General features: G+C 60.7%; 14 protein-coding genes. 9 read left to right on the forward strand and 5 right to left on the reverse strand.

The window, feature by feature from the left end; translation table 11 throughout:
- The first annotated feature begins 31 nt into the window (after positions 1-31).
- The 7 genes from DTJ15_RS06510 to DTJ15_RS06540 all read left to right on the forward strand — a co-directional run bounded on the left by DTJ15_RS06510 (position 32) and on the right by DTJ15_RS06540 (position 7,829).
- Positions 32-1,630 (forward strand): MFS transporter, encoded by a 1,599-nt coding sequence (locus tag DTJ15_RS06510; protein WP_081562705.1) that lies wholly within the window; start codon positions 32-34, stop codon positions 1,628-1,630.
- A gap of 52 nt (positions 1,631-1,682) precedes the next feature.
- On the forward strand, positions 1,683-2,849 hold the full coding sequence (locus DTJ15_RS06515; RefSeq protein WP_081562703.1) for an HlyD family secretion protein: 1,167 nt from the start codon (positions 1,683-1,685) through the stop codon (positions 2,847-2,849).
- A gap of 2 nt (positions 2,850-2,851) precedes the next feature.
- Positions 2,852-4,387, forward strand: coding sequence for an efflux transporter outer membrane subunit (locus DTJ15_RS06520; RefSeq protein WP_227449677.1), 1,536 nt, complete (start codon positions 2,852-2,854; stop codon positions 4,385-4,387).
- An 88-nt stretch (positions 4,388-4,475) separates the two neighbouring features.
- Positions 4,476-6,065, forward strand: a complete 1,590-nt coding sequence (purH, locus tag DTJ15_RS06525; RefSeq protein WP_249109685.1) for a bifunctional phosphoribosylaminoimidazolecarboxamide formyltransferase/IMP cyclohydrolase — start codon at positions 4,476-4,478, stop codon at positions 6,063-6,065.
- Between the two features lie 6 nt (positions 6,066-6,071).
- Complete coding sequence (locus DTJ15_RS06530; protein ID WP_081562697.1) at positions 6,072-6,461, forward strand: hypothetical protein; 390 nt, start codon at positions 6,072-6,074, stop codon at positions 6,459-6,461.
- An 8-nt stretch (positions 6,462-6,469) separates the two neighbouring features.
- On the forward strand, positions 6,470-7,228 hold the full coding sequence (locus DTJ15_RS06535; RefSeq protein ID WP_043558284.1) for an NAD kinase: 759 nt from the start codon (positions 6,470-6,472) through the stop codon (positions 7,226-7,228).
- A gap of 127 nt (positions 7,229-7,355) precedes the next feature.
- Entirely contained in the window at positions 7,356-7,829 is a 474-nt protein-coding gene (locus DTJ15_RS06540; RefSeq protein WP_249109686.1) for a TM2 domain-containing protein, read from the forward strand.
- A gap of 79 nt (positions 7,830-7,908) precedes the next feature.
- On the opposite strand, the gene DTJ15_RS06545 is transcribed toward DTJ15_RS06540, so the two are convergent.
- The 5 genes from DTJ15_RS06545 to DTJ15_RS06565 all read right to left on the reverse strand — a co-directional run bounded on the left by DTJ15_RS06545 (position 7,909) and on the right by DTJ15_RS06565 (position 14,939).
- Positions 7,909-8,856 (reverse strand): 2-hydroxyacid dehydrogenase, encoded by a 948-nt coding sequence (locus DTJ15_RS06545; protein ID WP_249109687.1) that lies wholly within the window; start codon positions 8,854-8,856, stop codon positions 7,909-7,911.
- Between the two features lie 58 nt (positions 8,857-8,914).
- Positions 8,915-9,406, reverse strand: coding sequence for a low molecular weight protein-tyrosine-phosphatase (locus tag DTJ15_RS06550; protein ID WP_043558581.1), 492 nt, complete (start codon positions 9,404-9,406; stop codon positions 8,915-8,917).
- On the reverse strand, positions 9,403-10,389 hold the full coding sequence (locus DTJ15_RS06555) for an AEC family transporter (RefSeq protein ID WP_249109688.1): 987 nt from the start codon (positions 10,387-10,389) through the stop codon (positions 9,403-9,405). Before DTJ15_RS06555 ends, DTJ15_RS06550 begins: the two co-directional genes overlap by 4 nt.
- Positions 10,390-10,479: 90 nt before the next feature.
- Positions 10,480-14,310, reverse strand: coding sequence for a Hint domain-containing protein (locus DTJ15_RS06560; RefSeq protein WP_249109689.1), 3,831 nt, complete (start codon positions 14,308-14,310; stop codon positions 10,480-10,482).
- Between the two features lie 83 nt (positions 14,311-14,393).
- Positions 14,394-14,939: a hypothetical protein gene (locus DTJ15_RS06565; protein ID WP_103765224.1), complete on the reverse strand. Its 546-nt coding sequence runs from the start codon at positions 14,937-14,939 to the stop codon at positions 14,394-14,396.
- A gap of 542 nt (positions 14,940-15,481) precedes the next feature.
- Between DTJ15_RS06565 and DTJ15_RS06570 the strand changes: the two genes are divergently transcribed.
- Together DTJ15_RS06570 and leuS are read left to right on the forward strand one after the other, a co-directional pair.
- On the forward strand, positions 15,482-16,021 hold the full coding sequence (locus DTJ15_RS06570) for a DUF3576 domain-containing protein (RefSeq protein WP_043558583.1): 540 nt from the start codon (positions 15,482-15,484) through the stop codon (positions 16,019-16,021).
- 9 nt (positions 16,022-16,030) lie between these two features.
- Entirely contained in the window at positions 16,031-18,646 is a 2,616-nt protein-coding gene (leuS, locus tag DTJ15_RS06575; protein WP_249103276.1) for a leucine--tRNA ligase, read from the forward strand.
- Positions 18,647-18,657: the final 11 nt, after the last annotated feature.

The raw sequence follows: 18,657 nt of genomic DNA on the forward strand, positions 1-18,657 counted from the left end.
GGAGGGATTGTTGCAGGCTGTTCGTGCTCATATGACGTCAATCATCGGCCTGTCCGGTGTGCTGCTGACGGCCATCATGACGACACTGAACGAACAGGTCTCGGCGCAGGGTCTCAATGACATCATGGGCGGGATGGGGCTGAGCCATGATCCGTCCCGCTGGTTTGTCAGTCTCTATACGTCAGCACAGGTCATCGGGGCCGGACTTTCGCCGTGGATGGCCATTACTTTCAGCCTGCGGCGGTGGGCCTTTTTCGTGCTGGGACTGGCGGTGTGCAGCATCGTGCCCACGGCGTTCTGCCAGACGCCGCTCCTGCTTTACATCCTGCGGAGTGTGCAGGGGCTGGCCGGTGGTTTCGCCATCCCGCTGCTCATGTTTTCCATTCTCAAGATACTGCCCTTCAACCTCCGGGCCTATGGCCTGGTGGCCTACACGCTGGTTTCCACCTGTTTCCCCTATCTTGGGACAATGCTTGCCGGATTATGGACGGACCTGCTCAGCTGGCAGTGGATCTTCCTTCAGGCCATTCCGCTGGGAGCATTGGCAGGGCTGCTCATCTGGTACGGGATGCCCGTCATGGAGCCACAGCATCATCGGCTCCAGATTTTCAACGGGTATGGCCTTCTGTTCTTTGCCGTGGCGGCCTGGTGTCTGACGACCGTCCTCTCCCTTGGGGACTGGCTGGACTGGTTCAATTCACCGCTGGTCTGTGTGCTGGGCGCCATCGGGCTGGCAGCTGTGCCACTGCTGATCTGGAATGAATGGAAGCATCCTCTGCCGTTTTTCCGTTTTCAGCTGCTCAGCCGGAACAATTACATTTACGGGGTCGGGGGGATCAGCCTGTTCGTGGTGGTGTCCCTTTCGGCCTCCGCCGTGCCCTTGCAGTTCCTGACGAAGGTTGTGGGGTACCGGCCCGAGCAGAGCTATCTCGTGACGCTGGAAGTCGCCGCCGTGGAGATCGCCATAGCCCCGCTGGTGGGTTACCTGCTCAATCGGCGGGATGTGGATTGCCGGATTGTCGGCTTCTTCGGCATGGTCTGCATGTTCATCGCCTGTTGTGGAGATTCACTGGTCACTTCCGTGTGGCAGAGGCCGGAATTCTATCTCTGGCAGTTTCTTCAGGGGATTGGCGGTGTGATGGTGCTGTCCTCCCTTCTGCTGATGTCCACCAATGCTGTGGTGGCGGAAGAATCGCCCTTTGCCGTGGCTCTGGTGAACATGCCACGGGCCTTCATGATGGTTGGTGGTACATGGCTGATGGAGCTTGTGGGCCGCTGGCGGGGCGGGCTTCATTCGGACAGGCTGGCGGATCATCTGGGGCAGTATCGTTATGCGCTGGTGCAGGGCAGCAGCCCGCTCATCCAGAGTCCGACACCGCTCCTGCCGGACGGACGGCCCCGCTATCGGGGAAGCATGGGGTACCTCAAGGAGCAGTTCCATCATCAGACAGCCGTTCTGACCCTGTCGGACCTGTTCTGCGTTCTGGCCGCCCTGCTGGGGGTATTGATGGTTTTCATCCTGCTTGTCCCCGTGCGGACCTATCCGCCATGGGTCGTGTTCGCTCCCCGTGGAGCAAGGAAATCCCCTGACCATCCGGCAGCTCATCACAAGGAGACAATCAGGGCATGAGGGAAGAGCAGAGACACGGGATGATGGGCATGACAAGGCGGGGGAGATGGGGATGACGCAGAAATCAGACAAACAGGCCGGAGATGCCCGCCCGCAGGCCAGTGTCACCAGAACGGTTCCGAGTGACGGGGCTGCTCTGGCACGGGAAAGACGGCGACGCTGGCCGTTCCTGCTGGCCGGGGGGATCATCCTTGCCTTCATCATCAGCGTGCTGGTCATTGTTTTTGTGCCCGCAGCGCATGTCTGGACGAATGATGCCTACGTGACGGCCCATTACAGCGTCATTGCTCCCCGTGTGCCGGGGCAGGTCGTGTCCGTCCCGGTGGATGACAACCAGACCGTCCATGCCGGGGACATTCTGGTGCAGCTGGACCCACGGGACTATCAGACGGCCCTAGATCAGGCCCGGGCGGTGGAAGCCCATGACCGTGCCCTCGTGATGGATGCCGCTGCCAGCGTGGCCCGCCAGCCCGCCATCATTGCCGAGGCAAAGGCACGGGTGGCCCAGCTTTCCGCCCAGCTCCTGTTCGCACGGCAGAATGCCAGCCGCTATGCCCATCTGGCCCTCAATGGTGCGGGCAGCCGGGAAGAGGGTGAGCGGACCCGGGCCAGTCTGGATGATCTGACGGCGTCCCTTCAGGCAGCGGAGGCCCAGAGGGATGCCGCCGAGGCGCAGCTCCGTGTGCTGGAGGCCCGGCAGGATTCCAGCCGCCGTCAGGTGGACGTGGACCGGGCACGGGTGCATCAGGCCGAGCTGAACCTGTCCTATACGGCCATCCGTGCGCCCTTTGATGGCATGGTCGGGGAGCGCACGGTGCAGAGCGGCAACTATGTGCCTGATGGCGCAGCCCTGATGGTGGTCGTGCCGATGGACCAGCTCTGGATCGAGGCGAACTATCGGGAGCTGGCCCTCCAGCACATGCGTCCCGGCCAGAAGGCCCACATCCATGTGGATGCGTACGACATCGACCTTGATGGTGTTGTGGACAGCGTGCCTCCGGCCTCCGGTGCGGCCTTTGCGCCTCTGGCCCCGGAGAATGCGACCGGCAACTTCACCAAGATCGTCCAGCGTCTGCCCGTCAAGATCACGCTGGTGCCGGGGCAGCCTCTGGCCCGCCTGCTGCGGATGGGTTTCTCTGTCGAGACGACCGTGGATACGGGGCTGAGTTCCGTGGTCAGGGCGCAGACCCGGACGGACCGGGCGGTGACGGACAAATGAGCATGAAGGGTCTGTCTGTCTGCGGTCGGGGAAAAGTGGCCAGATGGGCCATGCTGGGGCTGGTCTCTCTGGGTGGATGTGTGCGGATGGGGCCGGACTATCATACTCCGAAGGAGAACGATCAGCCTGCGGCCTGGCAGAAGGCGGCGGATGTGCGGGAGAGGCGGAGCCGTGGTTTCACCAGTCCGGCCACGGTGGATGTCAGCTGGTGGCAGCAATGGCATGACCCGGTCCTGAACCGGCTTGTGGAGCGGCTCTCCCGGGAGAATCTGGATATCCGGCAGGCCGCCACCCGTGTGCTTCAGGCCCGGGGGCAGCTGAAGGTCGTGGCGGCGGAAGGTGTTCCCAGCCTGAACTGGGCCGGGTCCTATACATGGACACAGCAGAGCCGGAAGGGCTTCCTGACGCTCGCCCAGCCAGCTCCGGGCTCCAACCTGCAATATGAGCAGTATGCCAATATCGGCTCGGCCTCGTGGGACATGGATGTGTTTGGCCGCATCCGTCGCCTTGTGGAAGCGGGAAAGGCCCGTGTGGACGAGCAGCAGGCCTATGCCCGTGGCATTGCGCTGGCCCGTCTGGCCGATTTCGTGGAGGCCTATCTGCGCCTGCGGGCGGTTCAGGCCCAGATAGGCCTGACAGAACGGCATCAGGCCCTCGTGCGGCATGATCTGGCCCTCGTGCTGGCCCGCCAGAAGGAGGGGGCGGCCAATGATCTGGAAGTGGCGCAGGCCCGTGGGCAGGTGGAGCAGACAGACAGTGCCCTGCCGCCCCTGCGGGACATGCAGGCCGCCCTGATCAACACGATGGGGGTCATGCTGGACCTTCCGCCCCGTGCGCTGGAGGAGGACCTTCTGCCGGTCCAGCCCCAGCTGGATGTGCCCGTTTCTGTCGGGGTGGATGTGCCCTCCAGTCTGGCGCAGCGCAGGCCGGACATCATGGTGGCGGATGCCCGCCTCCATGCGGCCACGGCGGAGGTCGGGGCAGCGAAGGCGGCCTTCTATCCGGATATCAATCTGGCGGGCAATCTGGGGACGCAGAGCCTTTCGGCCGGGGACTTCTTCATGCCTGCGGCCAAGTATTTCACGCTTGGCCCGACCGTGAACGTGCCGATCTTTGAGGGGGGGCGCCTGCGGGGCACGCTGTCCCTGAAGAAGGCCGAGCAGCAGGAAGCTGCTCTGGCGTATCGGCAGACGGTCCTGAATGCGTGGCGGGATGTGGATGATGCCATCACGAGGCTGGCCCAGATTCAGCTCCGCTATCAGCATGTCACGGAACTTGTGGCGCAGAACCGGAAGGCTTACCGGGCTGCCCGCCTGCAATATGAGGATGGGGCCGTACCTTTTCTGGAAGTGGACCGGGCGGAGTCCATGTTGCTCTCCAGTCAGGTGACGTTGGCGGATCTGCGGATGGAGACGACACTGGCCGCTGTCAGTCTTTATCGGGCACTGGGTGGGGGCTGGCAGCCCGTGCTGGCTGCCACCGAGCAGCGCATGACGGCAGAGGCTGGAGGAAGGAGCGGGGAAAGATCGGTCCGGTAGGGCTGGGGAGACAGAAACGTGGCTTTTTTGCGAGGTCGTGATGTGAATCTGTCTTGCACAGCCGGAAGGTGAGGGATATGCCACAAGCATGACTGATACACGCTTTTCTCCCCGTCGTGCCCTTCTGTCCGTTTCCGACAAGACAGGGCTGGTTGATCTGGCCCGTGCCCTCGTGGCCCGGAATGTTGAAATCCTCTCCACGGGTGGATCGGCCCGCACGCTGCGTGAGGCTGGCCTGCCGGTAAAGGAAGTCTCCGAGCATACGGGCTTCCCCGAGATTCTGGATGGCCGGGTCAAGACGCTGGTACCGTGGATTCATGGCGGTATCCTTGGGCGGCGGGACAAGGAAGAGCATAAGGCGCAGATGCAGGAACATGGCATTGCGCCGATCGATCTGGTCTGCGTTAATCTGTATCCTTTTGCGGCCACGGTGGCATCCGGTGCGGATGCAGAGCAGTGCGTGGAGAATATCGATATTGGTGGTCCGGCCATGGTGCGGGCTGCCGCCAAGAATTTTGCCTCCGTGGCCATCCTGACAAGCCCGGCCCAGTATGCGGGCTTTCTGGCGGCTCTGGAGCAGGGCGGCACGACGCTGGCCGAACGCCGGGGCTGGGCCGCTGCGGCCTACACCCATACGGCAGCCTATGATGGCATGATCTCCGCCTGGTTTACCCGCCAGGGTGATGAAGAGGGCAAGGTCGCCCTGCCGCCGGTCCTGACACTCTCCGGCCAGCGTGACGAGCTGCTGCGCTATGGTGAGAATCCCCATCAGGCAGCGGCCTTCTATCGGGATGGCAGTGCTCGGCCCGGTCTGGCCACGGCAAAGCAGATTCAGGGCAAGGCTCTGAGCTACAACAACCTGAATGACACGGATGCTGCCTTCGAGGCTGTGGCCGAGTTTGACGAGCCGACGGTGGTGATCGTCAAACATGCCAATCCGTGTGGTGTGGCTTCTGCCGCCACGCTGGTTGAGGCATGGAAGGCTGCGCTGCGCTGCGATCCGGTTTCAGCCTTTGGTGGAATCGTGGCCCTGAACCGCACGCTGGATGAGGCTACGGCGGAGCAGATCAGTGCGATCTTTACCGAGGTGATCGTGGCTCCTGATGCTGATGAGGGGGCGAAAACCATTCTGGCGAAGAAGAAGAACCTGCGCCTGCTGCTGACCGGTGGTGTGCCGGATGCACAGGCTCCGGGCCTGTCCTTCCGGTCCGTTTCTGGCGGGTTCCTTGCCCAGAGCCGGGATAACGGGCATGTCACGGAGGACATGCTGAAGGTCGTGACCAAACGCAAGCCGACAGCGCAGGAAATGGCGGATCTTCTCTTCTCCTTCCGTGTTGCCAAACATGTGAAATCCAACGCCGTGATCTATGTGAAGAATCAGGCTACGGTGGGCATCGGTGCCGGGCAGATGTCCCGTGTGGACAGTGCCCGGATCGCCGCCCGCAAGAGTGAGGATGCCGCGCATGCAGCCGGGGAGTCCGAGGCTCTGACAAAAGGGTCCGTTGCTGCTTCCGATGCGTTCTTCCCCTTTGCGGACGGGCTGGAGAGTGTGGTTGCCGCAGGGGCCACGGCTGTCATCCAGCCCGGCGGGTCCATCCGGGACCAGGAAGTGATTGACGCAGCCGATGCTGCCGGGATTGCCATGGTCTTCACGGGGATGCGCCACTTCAGACATTGAGGTTCCATGATGATCACCCGATTTTCTGCTCTTTTCGTCCTGATGGGGAGCCTGCTGGGCGGGCTTCCTGTGGTGGCTCAGGCAGCCGACTGCCAGTATGACGTGAAGCCCGTTCCGGTCTTCACCGGTACGGTCAGTCGCATTACGGGTGATGGGGTCCTGTTCGCTGATGGGCGGGATGTTGTCATGCCGGAATCCCTGTTGCCGTTCGTGCGTCTGGCCAATGAGGTGAAGGTGCACGGGCTGGTCAGCCTCGATGGGCGGAAAATCTGGGTACTGGCCCTGTACGACAAGGACAGGCTGGTCTGTCCTTCGGTCCTGGATGTCCGCAAAGGGGCCTACCCCGGTTCAGCTGCCTATGATGTGATCGAGCATCAGGGTGGCGGGTCTCCCTGAGCCGTTCCATGAACATTGCCTTTGTTGCTGCTTCCACCGAGGCTGCACAGGAAGCCTTGGAGCGTTTTACTGAGCGTTATGGCAATGTCCCGCTGGACCAGGCCGAGGTGCTGGTGTGTCTGGGGGGGGATGGCTTCATGCTGGAGACGCTGCTGCATATCTGTGGCAGTGATATTCCTGTCTTTGGCATGAATTATGGGACAATCGGTTTCCTCATGAACAGCCCGGCGGAGGATCACCTGCCCCAGCGGCTGGCTTATGCCCAGCATACGGAGATTGCTCCCCTGCACATGTGGGCCCGGACAAAGTCTGGCGAGCTGCATGAAGGTGTTGGTTTCAATGACGTGTTTCTGTATCGGGAGACCCGTCAGACGGTTCATATAGGCATTGAGATTGATGGCCGGGTGCGGATGTCCCGTCTGATCTGTGATGGCATCATTCTGGCTACGCCGGCTGGTTCAACAGCGTATAACCGGTCGGCCCATGGGCCCATCATTCCCCTGGGGGCGGAGCTGCTGTCTCTCACGCCCATTTCTCCGTTCCAGCCCCGGCACTGGCGGGGGGCTCTTCTGCCTGCAGGCGTGACAGTCCGTTTTACGCTTTATGACACGGACAAACGTCCCGCTTCGGCTGTGGCCGGGCCTGAGGAGATCCGTGACGTGAGTGAGGTCATCGTCAGGCTGGACGATGAAAAGAAGGTGACGCTTCTTTTCGATCCTGATCACAGCCTGTCCGAACGGATCATTGCGGAACAGTTTGCTGAATAAATCATTACTTTTTAAATACCAGTGGAGCAATTTTCTGTCTGGGGAGGAATTCTGACAGAAATGTTCCTTTATGTCTGATCGAATTCATTTTAATGTTTTGGCCAATCAGTAAAGATGGAGACATGAGATGCGCGGGACGATCCTGAACTACGATATACGCAATGGTGAGGGCATCATTAGCGGGAACGATGAAAAACGTTACTCTTTCAAGGGGGCCAGCTTCGGCTCTGAAGGTGCCTTCCTGAAGAATGGTGCAGTTGTCGATTTTGATGTGCAGGGTGATGAGGCCCTGTCCATTTTCATCGTGCCCGGGTCTGGCCAGACGCCAGCAGGAAATCTCTTTGAAGAGGTGGGTGGCAAGTCCAAAACGGCTGCCGGGATTCTGGCCCTCTTTCTGGGTGGGCTGGGCATCCACAAATTTTATCTGGGATACACCCGGGCAGGTATGATCATGCTGCTGGTGTCGGTTCTGGGGTGTATTCTGGTGCTCCCTCCCGTCATCATCGGGTTGATCGCCTTCATCGAGGGAGTGATTTACCTGACAAAATCTGATGAAGATTTTTATCGGATCTATGTACAGAACCGCAAGGAATGGTTCTGAGCCTGCCTGCTCCAGCAGGGTGAATTTTGCAGCCCGGGTACCTGTCTGACGGGGCCCGGGCTGTAATGTTTCGTAGGGGTTAGCAGGCTGGTGTAAGCAGGGGTTTCCCGCTGAAGTGAGCCAGCAGGTTGTCGATGATGTTCTGCCCCATGGCCAGCCGTGTTTCGATGGTGGCGGAGGCCTGATGGGGCTGGAGCACGACATTGTCCAGCGTGGAAAAAGCCGGATTGATGGTCGGTTCATTCTGGAAGACATCCAGCCCCGCCCCGGCGATCGTCCTGTCCTTCAGGGCGGCCAGCAGGGCTTCTTCATCAATCACGCTGCCCCGGGCTGTGTTGATCAACACACCATCCTTGCCAAGTGCTGCCAGTATGTCGGCATTGACGATATGTTTTGTGGCAGCAGTGGCAGGAAGGGTGATGACGAGCACATCCGCCCATGCGGCCAGTTTTTCAAGGCTGGGTTCAAAAGTCAGAGGGCTGCCTTCACGGGGGTGGGGGTTGAAGTAGGCGACCTCCATGTTGCTGGCCTGTGCCCGCCGGGCTACGGCCTGACCGATGCGACCGAAACCGGCGATTCCCAGTTTCCGACCATTGAGAGAATGAGCCAGAGGGGGCAGTTTCCCAGCCGCCCAGCTGCCATTCAGCAGGAACTGCTCATTGCTTCTGAGATTCCGCTTCAGGGCCAGCAGGAGGAGCATGGCCATGTCGGCCACGTCATTGGTGGAAATGTCCGTGGTGACGGTAACCCGGATATGCCGCCTCCTGGCTTCTGCAAGGTCAATCCTGTCCAGCCCGACGCCATTGACGGCGATGATCTCCAGATGGGGGAGGGCGGCCATGACCTCCGGTGCCACACCATAGGACCCGCCCGTGGCAATGGCCCGGATTTCCGGTGCGATTTTTTCTAGCTCATCCATGGTGCTGAAGTGATGGATGACGAAATGTTCCCCCAGCGTTGCCAGTGTGGGTTCCGGGAGCGGTTCCAGCAGGAGAAGATGCTGCTGTGTCTTTGGTGTTGCCGTCATGATGCGCACTTTCAAGAGGTGGGGAGCAGGCGGGGATCAGGTCCAACCTGACCGCTGCCTAGCAGGTGGAAGGTCTGTCCAGAAAGCGGGCAGCCAGAGCCTTGCAGCCCGCTTCAACATCCCGCCACGTAGTTTCAAAGCCTTCTTCAGGACCGTAATAGGGGTCGACCACATCATCCCCCCGCCGGCCGGAAACATGGTCCAGCAGAAGGCTGACATGGGCCTTGCTACCAGCAGGCTGAAGCTTTTTCAGGGCAGCAAGGTGGGACCGGTCCAGTGCGATGATATGGTCGAAGCGGTCAAAATCCACGGTCCTGACCTGGCGGGCCCGGAGCTGGTTGCCATCCAGACCATGGCGCCGTGCCGTGGCACGGGCACGGGGGTCAGGCCGGTCGCCTTCATGCCAGTTTCCCGTGCCAGCGGAATCAATGTCGACCATCAGGCCGCGCTGTTCCGCCTCCCGGCGCATGGCCAGCTCTGCCAGAGGAGAACGGCAGATATTGCCGGTGCAGACAAAAAGAAATGAAGGAAAGGAGGATGAATCTGTCATGCGTTTGTCAGCCATATGAAGAATGCCAGAGTCAATATGGAGCTGATCGTACCGAAAAAAAGGACCGAGGCGATTTCACGCTCCATCATGTGATAGCGCATGGCGAGAATGACATTCATGGCAGCGCTGGGCATGGCCATGGCGAGGACACCTTCCTGCAAGGTCAGAGAGGGAAGGTGCCAGACAAAAGCCAGCATGCAGACACCAAGAGGGATAAGGACATTTCGGCCCAGCACCATGAATCCTACAGGCAGGCTGAAGCGGACCTGCCGGGCGCAGAGGACAACCCCGGAGGCAAACAGCGCCGTGCCGCCCGTGGCGTGTCCCAGCAGCTGGAGTGAACTTTTGAGGGGGAGGGGCAGGTGAATATTGGCCAGAACCATCAGGAAGGCCAGCATCGGCGCCCAGACGACGGGTTCCCGGCAGGAATGGAGCAGATGGCCCCCCAGCTCTCGTAGCGTGGTCTGCCATGTGGGGTTTGTTTCGGCATCCTGTTGCTGCCGTTGTTGGCGCTGCTGGTCGTGATTCATCAGGATCAGTGTCAGCGGAATCTGGCAGAGATTCATGATGAGCGAAGCGACGGAAATGGGAACGGCGCTGGTTGGGCCAAAGAGCTGCCCAAGAACAGGAATCCCGATGAAGGGAACAGAAGGGCCTGTCACGGTCATGGTGATCAGGGCTGCTTCTCCCTGTCGGCGTCCCAGCCCCCAGCGCAGGATGGCAAAGAGGACGACATACACGCCCAGCATGGCAACAAGGATCAGCCCAGCCAGCGGGCCCGCAGAGAGGACCCGCTCCCGTGGAGTGCTGAGAATGGAGGCCAAGAGGGCCAGCGGCAGGGCATAAAGCATGACCAGGCGGATGAGGACACCCGCCTGATGGGAATCAAAATCCCGCCGCCATGCTGCCAGATACCCCAGCCCGAGCGTGACCAGTATGGGCAGGATGGCTTCTATGATTGTCAGGAAAAGGCCTGTTGTCATGGGCTGCCATCAGTCCTGCGTTGGAAAGCGATGAAACAGCCTATGACGTTTTGGAGCCCGGGGAAACCATCCTGCTTCCCCGGGGTGTGGTCAGACCTGCCGGTAGGGGCCGCCAGCCTGTACTTCAATGCTGAGCATGTTCTGGCCAACACTGGCAGCGGGGGCATCATGCAGGAGAAGTTCTGCTTCACCCTGCGTCCAGCGATGGGGACCGGCTTCAATGACATCCCAGCCTTTCAGGTTCTTTTCTGTCAGATGGCGGGTGATGATGTGCTCCTTCTCGCCAACCCAGAGGGAGACCTGTCCGACCAGAATACCGAGCTCACGTCGGTCATCCACGTGTGGGCCGATACTCTCAGAGGGCCGGAATGTCCGGGAGCCCAGCGTGACCTGGCGGGCATGTGCCGGGAGGGCAAAGAGGTAGCGCCCGGCTTCATGCCGCTGAGGCCGGATGGTCCGCCCGTCTGGCAGACGGATATAGGGAGCAGGATCGGCTGTCATGCCGTCATGCGGCGCACCGTGCGACGTCCCGGCTTCGGCAATGCCGAGTTCAACGGCCCGTGCGGCAAATCTGTCATGCAGCGGCTTTACGAAAGTCTGGGAGACATCCAGCGGCGCAGCGGCGTGGTCGTCCCAGTTGAGCTGATGACGCTCTGCCAGCTTCAGGGTATCTTCCGAGGAATCGTCTTCTGGCTTGTACAGATCTTCTTCATCCGTATCCAGCCAGCTTTCCGTCAGGACACCATTGGCCCAGATGACAGAGTGCGGTTCCGTCTGCACGTGGTAATAATCGTATTCAACCTGACTGTGATCATACCGGATGGACGTGCCGTTGACGAGCATACGGGCAGGGACAAAGCGGCCCTCAAAGTAGAAGCAGTGCTCCGGCGTGACGGAAAGGTCCTTGTTGGGCAGCCCCTCACCAAAGGCATCCTTGGCGATGAGAACAGACCAGCCAGCCATGTCTTCAGGTCTGGATGTGTTGACACGGGCACGACGCTGGATGACAGCCGTAATGTCACGGATCTCTTCCCGGCCATCCACAAAGACATTGATCTGTTCGCCCTTGCGCAGGCGCTCCACGGCTTTTTCGCCTTTGGGGGTGCGGATCATGCTGCCTGCCAGGAAGCACTTCTGATAGGCGATGATGGTGTTGCCCTGTCCATCGTCATTCAGAACGAATCCGGTGGCGTCATAATTGCCCTGGAGACCGACCGCCCAGGTCTGCCCATTTTCTGTAACTGTCAGGGTACCATTCCTGACGGTCACATTCCCGGAATTGCTGTATTTCAGCCCATCAACCTTGATGCGGGCGTTATAGCCCATGGACGTGTTGAGAAGCACCGCCCCGGAGGCCACAGTCAGCAGTCCCCCCAGATTGTTTTTGTTGATGGCCCCGGAGGCGCCGATAATGGAGGCCCCGGAGAGGGTCCCGCCGGATTGGACCATGGTGTAGGAGGCACCAGAATGCTGCCCCGTACCGGCATCGAAGGTGACAAGTGTCTGGAGGGCTGTCCCGCCGGAGGAAACAGCCAGTTCACTGTTGTTGGCGATGCGGGCCCCGCTGACCCAGCCGCCATTGGCTACCTCGACATGCTGGACGGAAGCTCCCGAGTTCAGAACGCCAGAGGCGCCACTCATGATGGTCAGGCGGCTGATGAAGGCCCCGGAGGTGACAGTTGCCTTACCGGATGAGAGGAAGACGCTGTCGATCCGGGCGCCGGAACTGATGATGCTCGTAGCCCCATTGAGGGCAGAAAGAAGCGTGATCCCTGCTCCGCCCTGAGGGACGGTGAGATTGACGCCATTGAGCGTGACATTGGAGACGGACGCCCCACTGGCGAGGGCGAGGGATGCCCCCGGGCCAGCGCTGAGCGTGTTGACCAGCACGCCAGAACCAATGCTGTTGACACCGCCTGTGACGTTGAACGTATTGATGGAGGCCCCGGCGGCGAGATTGTTGGTCCCTCCTGTGGCCGTGAAACTGTCGACAGTTCCGCCGGAGATGGTGCTCAGCCCGCTTGTAGCCGCAAGAGACGTGACAGATGCCCCGCCTGTAATGGTGTCGGTCCCACCGCTGCCGATCGTGAAGGTACCGACAGTACCTCCGTTGATGGTGGCTGTGGCTTTGCTGCCAACGTCAATCTCCGTGAAATTGTAGCCGGAGTCGACATAAAGGGCGGCACCAAATGTTACTGTGTTGAGCGGTGCTCCAACCCATGTCCCCATGGGCACGGAAGTGCTGATGCCTGAAACCTGCAACGGCGTGGTGGTATCCATCTTGCCGCCGGAGAGGAACGAGCCCGTCCCCCCGAGGAGGCTGAGAGTACCACCAACTGTCCCGCCAGAGCCGAGAATGACAGCCCCACCCAGCTGGACCGTGGCAGCAGAGAGAACCCCTCCGTTGCTGACAGCGATGGTCCCGCGGCTGGCCAGGCTGCTGTTGGGGTTGAACCCGGCAAGGGCCGTCCCGATGGTGGCACCGGAGCCTGAGAGGAGGGTTGTACCACTACCGGTGGCGTACACGACATTGTTGAGGATTGTGGCCCCGGGAGTGATGAGGGTCGTGCCATTGTTGGTCACGACATAGTCCGCTGTCGCCCCGGAAGGGAAAACGATGCTGGTATCGGGGCTGGCATTGATGGTTGCCCCGTTGGAAATGACGGCACCAGAGGCAATGGTCAGGGTACCACCGCTATTTACGACAGGATGGCTGACTGAAGCGCCACCATCAATCTGGATGGTGCCGCCATTGCTGGCAGAGAATTCGGAGCCGATGCCTCCGGATGTGACCTCAGCATAACCCTGGCTGATGTCCACGCTGGAGGCATAGCCCCCTGAAGAGACAAAAATGGAACCGTTATTGCTGACAGTTCCTGTGCTGAGGATACCACCGGAACTGACAGTCTCCGTTCCCCCGGCGATGTTGGCAGAGAGGGAGGTCCCTCCACCGAGGATGGTCCCGACCGCCCCGGAGGAAAGGACGGAGCGGTACACGGTTCCGTCACTGCCGACCACCTCCGTGCCACCGGAGGTGATGGTGTCGTCATAGGAGGTCCCCAGCCCGTAACTGCCAGTCACGCTCTGATAGCCTGCATTCAGCCAGGTGACGTAGGTTCCGCCGGTGATGCGTATCTGCCCGCCACTGCTGATCGTGGCACCGGATGTGGTTCCACCGGAATTGAGAAGCGTCCCGCCTATGATGGTCGCTTTGGAGGAAAGACCATTGCTGACAACTGTCTGCAAAGCATTGTTACCGACAAAGATCTGGTTTTGTGAGAGCCCGTTGGAGAAAACGGACTGACTGCCGAAGATGGTGCCTCCGGTTCCCGTTCCCCCATTACCAATTCCGTAGAGGCTGCCAGGATTGAATGTCCCGCCAACCATGAGGCCACCCGATCCGTTGACCTGGAAGCCTTTGACGATGAAGTCGGCGGCCCCACCGCCTACGAGCGCATATCCACCAGAGCCGACGCTGGGATTGATGGCCGTGCCGGGTCCGTTGACGTAAGGCGCATTCGGGTCGGTGCGGGCGAGAGTGACAGCCCCTGCGAAGACGGCCCCTGACGAGCCGACAATGCCATTCAGAACGGTTCCCTGCCCCACAGCTTCGATGGACGCTCCGGAAAGGGCTGTGGCGCCCGAGAGGATACCGACTTTTCCGACGGCAGCCAGAGAGCCGCCATTTACGGCGATACCGTTGTTCAGGGTATTCTGATAGACATAGGCGAGGGAGTTCGAGATGTTGTTTCCAAGACCACCGGTCCCGGCTACGTAAATATTGTTGAGTTTGCTCTGTGCCTGTGTGGTGCTGGTCGTGTTGCCGCCCAGGATAAAGGTCCAGTTCCTTTTTCCAGTAACCTGGTTGGTTCCGATGGCTTTCAGATTGTCGTAGCTGGAGTTATAGGAGTAGGTGGCCATGGCGGATAGTGCCCCTCAGCGTCTGTTGGCGGCGGGTAATTTTAACCAATTATAAATCATCATGTTACGAAATGCCAGAAGAATCAGGGTCCTTTTTCCGCGATCATGTGCAGTTGCCGGATAGTGCTGGCCATCTCTCCTTCTTTGTAAAAACTGAAGAGAAGGACAACGCCATCTCCCTCGGGTGATGAAAACACGACCCGGCTGGGCGCACCGTTGGTCAGGGCAATGGTGCGTATGTCTGTGGATAGTGACAGGCATGGGTGTACCTGTTCCATCTGCGGGGCGTGGGTATCAGGCCCTGTCTGCTCCAGAAACCTGTCTGGCAGGTAGGCCCGGCCAGCCGGGTCTGGGAAACCCGGTACGGTGGAGGGATCACAGTCAAACGATCCACCAAGAAAGGACAGGAGGGCATATTGCCCCTCAGGGAAGGAGATGGCGTATCGCCTGCCTTGTGGAATGTAGCCCAGTTCAGCCTGATAGCCATTGCGCCGGTACAGGGTAATGGCGACCATTCCGTCTCTCTGGCAGGTGGGCTGATGAAGGGGAACACGCATCAGGCCCGGGCCGGCAAGAGAGACAAACCATTCCTGGAAAGTCCGCAGGGCCTCGAGGTCTCTCTGGGTCATGGGGTTTTCCCTGCTGTCATTCCATCGGCAGTACGGTTGTTATCGGTGCTGCGTGGTGTCCGCGGGGGGATTCGAACCCTCGACCCCAGGATTCATGCCACTTCGGCTTTCGCCGCCGGAACCCGTACCAGGGCCGTTCGTGGTCTGGACTGTCTCTTCACCACAGGCTTATGCCTGCCATGGTGTCGCCCGTACAGTCTCTACACCTTCCTGCCCGTATGGGCAGGCTTGGCTCGGGATTGGCCTGGCCTGATGAGGGCGTTAGCGTTCCCCGAATTTGAGCGAATTCACCGGGCGGTTTGCCATCCCGGTGCCCAATTATCTTAGGAATCCTGTGCTCTATCCTGCTGAGCTACGCGGACACGCAACGCCTAGCTAGCGCTTTTTTTACGGTTTCGCAAGCCTGTCATCGTACCATGTCCCTTGGCCTGTGAGGGTGAACACGATATGAAGGACCTGTTCTGACAGTTGATGCTTCCACCCCTGCCATGCTGGAAGCCTTGTTCAAGACCGGCCCTGGCACGGCCTTTGCAGGTTTGCCCATGTTCCTTTCATCATCCCGCCCAGTATCCCGTTCTTCCATTCTCCGGTGCAGCCTGCGCCGCCCCATGGTACTGTCGCTGCTGGCGGTGATGGCTGTCGGGGGGCTGGCGGGCTGTGGTGGCAAGCCAAGGGATCCGTCCTCGCTGACGCTGCCCCGCAACCATCTGCTGGGTGTGGACCGTGGCGCACAGGGTGGTGATGACCAGCTCCGTGGTGGGGTGAATGCCTATCTCTGGCGGGGGGCGATCGATACGCTTTCTTTCATGCCCATGGCCTCTGCCGATGCCCAGGGGGGTGTCATCCTGACAGACTGGTACCAGCCCCCGGGAACGCAGGATGAGCGTTTCAAGATCGCGGCCTATGTGCTGGACCGTCGCCTGCGGTCGGATGCCATCCGGCTGAGCGTCTTCCGCCAGACACGCATCAATGGGGGAGAGTGGCAGGATACCCCGGCTGCTCCCAATACGGCGGCGGATATCACGGCCCGTATTCTGGAGAGGGCCCGGCAGCTGCGTGCCGAAAACGGCGGTGGGAAATAACATAATCCGATGAGTGACATGACAGCCAGCAACGTTTCTGACTCCTCCAGTTTCGACTTCCACGCCCGTGAGCCTCACTGGCAGGCCCGGTGGGCGGAGGCCGACATCTTCCATGTGCCGGACGTGCCCCCGGCCGACAGACCGAAATATTACGTGCTGGAGATGTTCCCCTATCCGTCTGGGCAGCTGCATGTCGGGCATGTGCGCAATTACACGCTGGGCGATGTGGTGGCCCGGTACAAGCGTGCCCGTGGCTATGCCGTGCTGCACCCCATGGGCTGGGATGCTTTCGGCCTGCCGGCAGAAAATGCCGCACGGGAGCGGGGCGTTCATCCGGGCAAATGGACCCTCCAGAACATCGCCACCATGCGGGGGACGCTTCAGCGGCTCGGTTTCTCGCTGGACTGGAAGCGTGAGATTGCGACCTGTCTGCCAGACTATTACGGCCAGCAGCAGAAGTTGTTCCTCGACATGCTGGCTGCCGGGCTGGTGGAACGACGTGATTCGTCTGTCAACTGGGACCCGGTGGACCAGACCGTGCTGGCCAACGAGCAGGTGGTTGATGGCCGTGGCTGGCGGTCCGGTGCGCTGGTGGAGAAGAAGACGCTCTCCCAGTGGTTCCTCAAGATCACTGATTTTGCCGAGCCCCTGCTGGAGGGGCTGAAGGAGCTGGACAAGTGGCCGGAGCGTGTCCGCACCATGCAGGAGCGCTGGATTGGCCGTTCCGAGGGGGCCCGGGTCCGTTTCAGCCTGCATAACCCGCCGCAGGGTTATGACGTGGATGAGGATTCCATCGAGGTCTTCACCACACGGCCTGACACGCTGTTCGGTCTGAGCTTCATCGGTATTGCGGCGGATCACCCGCTGGCCCGCAGGATTGCGGCGGACAACCCGGAAGCGCAGGGCTTCATTGAAGAATGTCAGCGTGTTGGCACGTCTGAAGAAGCCCTGAGCACGATGGAGAAGCGTGGTTTCGATACCGGGCTGCGTGTGGTGAATCCGCTGAACCCGGAACAGACGGCTCCGGTCTGGATCGCCAATTTCGTGCTGACGGAATATGGCACGGGTGCAGTGTTCGGTTGCCCCTGTGGCGACCAGCGTGATCTGGACTTTGCCCGCAAATATGGACTGGACGTTCCTTCCGTCCTGCTGCCTGCAGGGGAAGAGGAAGCCAGCTTCAGCGTTGGCAAGAAGGCCGTTACGGGTGAGGCCACGCTCTACAATTCCGGCTTCCTGAGTGGGAAGAGTACGAAAGAGGCCATCCGGGCTGCCATCGAGCGGGTGGAAGAGTTGGGCGTTGGCCGTGGCGTGACCAACTGGCGCCTGCGGGACTGGGGCATTTCCCGTCAGCGGTATTGGGGCTGCCCGATTCCCATCATTTATTGCGAGTCCTGCGGTGCTGTCCCTGTGCCGGAAGATCAGTTGCCGGTGACGCTGCCGGAGGATGTCACGTTTGACAGGCCGGGCAATCCGCTCGACCACCATCCGACATGGAAGCACGTCTCCTGCCCGAAATGCGGTGCAGCTGCACGGCGTGAGACCGATACCTGCGACACGTTCGTGGACAGCTCATGGTATTTCGCCCGTTTCACGGCACCAAAGGCCGCAACGCCAACTGATCGCAAGGCGGCTGATGGCTGGTTGGCCGTGGACCAGTATATCGGCGGTATCGAGCACGCCATCCTCCATCTGCTTTATGCCCGGTTCTTCACCCGGGCGATGAAGAAGACGGGACATCTGGATGTCAGCGAGCCATTTGCCGGGCTGTTCACGCAGGGCATGGTCACGCATGAGAGCTACCGGGATGGTACCCAGTGGCTGTACCCGGATGAGGTCGAGCAGCGTGGGGATCAGGTGGTCCGCAAGGACAACGGCAATCCCGTGACGGTCGGACGTTCGGAGAAGATGTCCAAGTCCAAGCGCAACACGGTGTCTCCGGTGGAGATCATTGAACGTTACGGTGCCGACACGGCCCGCTGGTTTGTCCTGTCCGACAGCCCGCCGGAGCGTGACATGGAATGGACAGCAGCTGGTGTGGCAGCGTCCGGGCGCTTCATGCAGCGTCTCTACCGGCAGGTTCAGACCGTTGCGGCAAGGGATGGAGCGGATGCCGCCCACGGGGCTGCCGGGGAGGAGCTGCGGCAGGTGACGCACCGCACCATTGCCGCCGTGACGGAGGCTCTGGAAGGGTTCACGCCGAATGTGGCCGTGGCCCGTTTGCATGAGCTGTCCTCTGCGCTGGGTGAGGCTGAGGGCCGGGATGGTGAGGGCCTGCCTGCCGCCCGCCGTGAGGCCGCCCATGTTCTGGCCATGCTGGTCTCTCCCATGATGCCGCATCTGGCCGAGGAGCTGATGCTGCTGCTGGAGCCGGAAGGCCCGATGGTGGTGGAGCGGAGCTGGCCGGAAGCGGATGAGAGCCTGCTGGCGGTGAAGAAGGTGACCATTGCCGTGCAGGTGCTGGGCAAGCTGCGTGGTACGATCACCTGCGCCCCTGATGAGGCGAAGGAGACTGTGCTGGCACAGGCCAGGGCCGAGCCGAATGTGGCGAAAGCGCTGGAAGGTAAACGGGTTGTCAAGGAGATCCATGTGCCGAACCGGATCGTCAATTTTGTGGTAGCGGGCTGAGCGGGAGAGGC

This window comes from Parasaccharibacter sp. TMW 2.1891 (assembly GCF_023337675.1).
Classification (GTDB): Bacteria; Pseudomonadota; Alphaproteobacteria; order Acetobacterales; family Acetobacteraceae; genus Bombella; species Bombella apis.